At 70.1% G+C, this 1,906-nt stretch carries 1 protein-coding gene; it reads right to left on the reverse strand.

Going from position 1 to position 1,906, the window contains the following annotated elements; translation table 11 throughout:
* Positions 1-210 precede the first annotated feature (210 nt).
* Positions 211-1,668: an adenosylhomocysteinase gene (gene ahcY, locus LCE31_RS39305; RefSeq protein ID WP_225023052.1), complete on the reverse strand. Its 1,458-nt coding sequence runs from the start codon at positions 1,666-1,668 to the stop codon at positions 211-213.
* Between the last annotated feature and the right edge of the window lie 238 nt (positions 1,669-1,906).

Consider the following 1,906-nt stretch of genomic DNA (forward strand, 5'->3'; position numbering starts at 1 on the left):
CGCCCCCCCCGCCCGGGGGCCCGGGGGGGGCCCGGGGCCCCCCCGGGGGGGCCGGGGGGGGGGGCCCGCCCCCCCCCCGGGGGGGCGGGGGCCTGACGGAGGACGGGCGCCGGCCGGTACGGGCTGCCCGGGGGCAGTGCGTGGCCGGACGTCGGCCGCGGGCCGGTGGGGCAGCCGGCCGCCGCGCGGGCGGCCGGTGCTGCTCACCGGTCAGTAGCGGTAGTGGTCCGGCTTGTACGGGCCGGCCACGTCGACGCCGATGTAGGCGGCCTGCTCGGGGCGGAGGGTCGTGAGCTTCACGCCGAGCGCGTCCAGGTGCAGACGGGCGACCTTCTCGTCGAGGTGCTTGGGCAGCACGTAGACGTCGACCGGGTACTCCTCCGGCTTGGTGAACAGCTCGATCTGGGCCAGGGTCTGGTCCGCGAAGGAGTTGGACATCACGAAGGACGGGTGGCCCGTCGCGTTGCCCAGGTTCAGCAGGCGGCCCTCGGAGAGCACGATGAGGGTCTTGCCGTCGGGGAAGGTCCAGGTGTGCACCTGGGGCTTCACCTCGGACTTGACGATGCCGTCGATCTTGGCGAGGCCGGCCATGTCGATCTCGTTGTCGAAGTGGCCGATGTTGCCGACGATCGCCTGGTGCTTCATCTTGGCCATGTCCGAGGCCATGATGATGTCCTTGTTGCCCGTCGTGGTGACGAAGATGTCGGCGATGCCGACGACGTCGTCCAGCGTCGAGACCTGGAAGCCGTCCATCGCCGCCTGCAGCGCGCAGATCGGGTCGATCTCGGTCACGATCACCCGGGCGCCCTGGCCGCGCAGGGACTCCGCGCAGCCCTTGCCGACGTCGCCGTAACCGCAGACGACCGCGACCTTGCCGCCGATGAGGACGTCGGTGGCGCGGTTGATGCCGTCGATCAGGGAGTGGCGGCAGCCGTACTTGTTGTCGAACTTCGACTTGGTCACCGCGTCGTTGACGTTGATCGCGGGGAAGAGGAGGTCGCCGTCGCGGTGCATCTCGTAGAGCCGGTGGACACCGGTGGTGGTCTCTTCGGTGACGCCGCGGATCTCGGAGGCGAGCTTGGTCCACTTCTGCGGGTTCTCGCCGAGCGTGCGGTTCAGCAGGGTGAGGATCTCGCGGAACTCCTCGCTGTCCGCGGTCTCCGGCGCGGGGGCCTTGCCCGCCTTCTCGAACTCGACGCCCTTGTGGACGAGGAGCGTGGCGTCGCCGCCGTCGTCGAGGATCATGTTCGGGCCGCCGGTGGGCGAGTTCGGCCACGTCAGGGCCTGCTCGGTGCACCACCAGTACTCGGCGAGGGACTCGCCCTTCCAGGCGAAGACCGGCACGCCCTGCGGGTTGTCCGGGGTCCCGTTCGGGCCCACGGCGATGGCCGCGGCGGCGTGGTCCTGGGTGGAGAAGATGTTGCAGGACGCCCAGCGCACGTCGGCGCCGAGGGCGACGAGGGTCTCGATCAGCACGGCCGTCTGCACGGTCATGTGCAGAGAGCCGGTGACACGGGCTCCGGCCAGAGGCTTCGCCTCGGCGTACTCCTTGCGGATCGCCATCAGGCCGGGCATCTCGTGCTCGGCGAGGGTGATCTCCTTGCGGCCGAACTCGGCGAGCGAGAGATCGGCGACCTTGAAGTCCTGTCGGTTGGCGACAGTCGTCATTTCGGGCTGCTCCTCGTAAGGGTCGAGGGTGGGTTGCGTGCGGCTGGCTCTGTCGGCGCCGGGCATACGGATGCCCGAGCCTACGCGGCGCAGTCCGTCGGGCCCCTCTCTCCCTCGGGCGGTCCGCCCCGCGGGACCGCCCCCCCGCCCTAAGCAGCGCCGGCAGGCGCCCCCCCATATCATTGTGTTATAAAAAAAATACGCTGCCGCCCAACACAATGGGGTTGATATAGGTGGT

The sequence above is a fragment of the Streptomyces sp. 8L genome (genome assembly GCF_020176795.1).
Classification (GTDB): domain Bacteria; phylum Actinomycetota; class Actinomycetes; order Streptomycetales; family Streptomycetaceae; genus Streptomyces.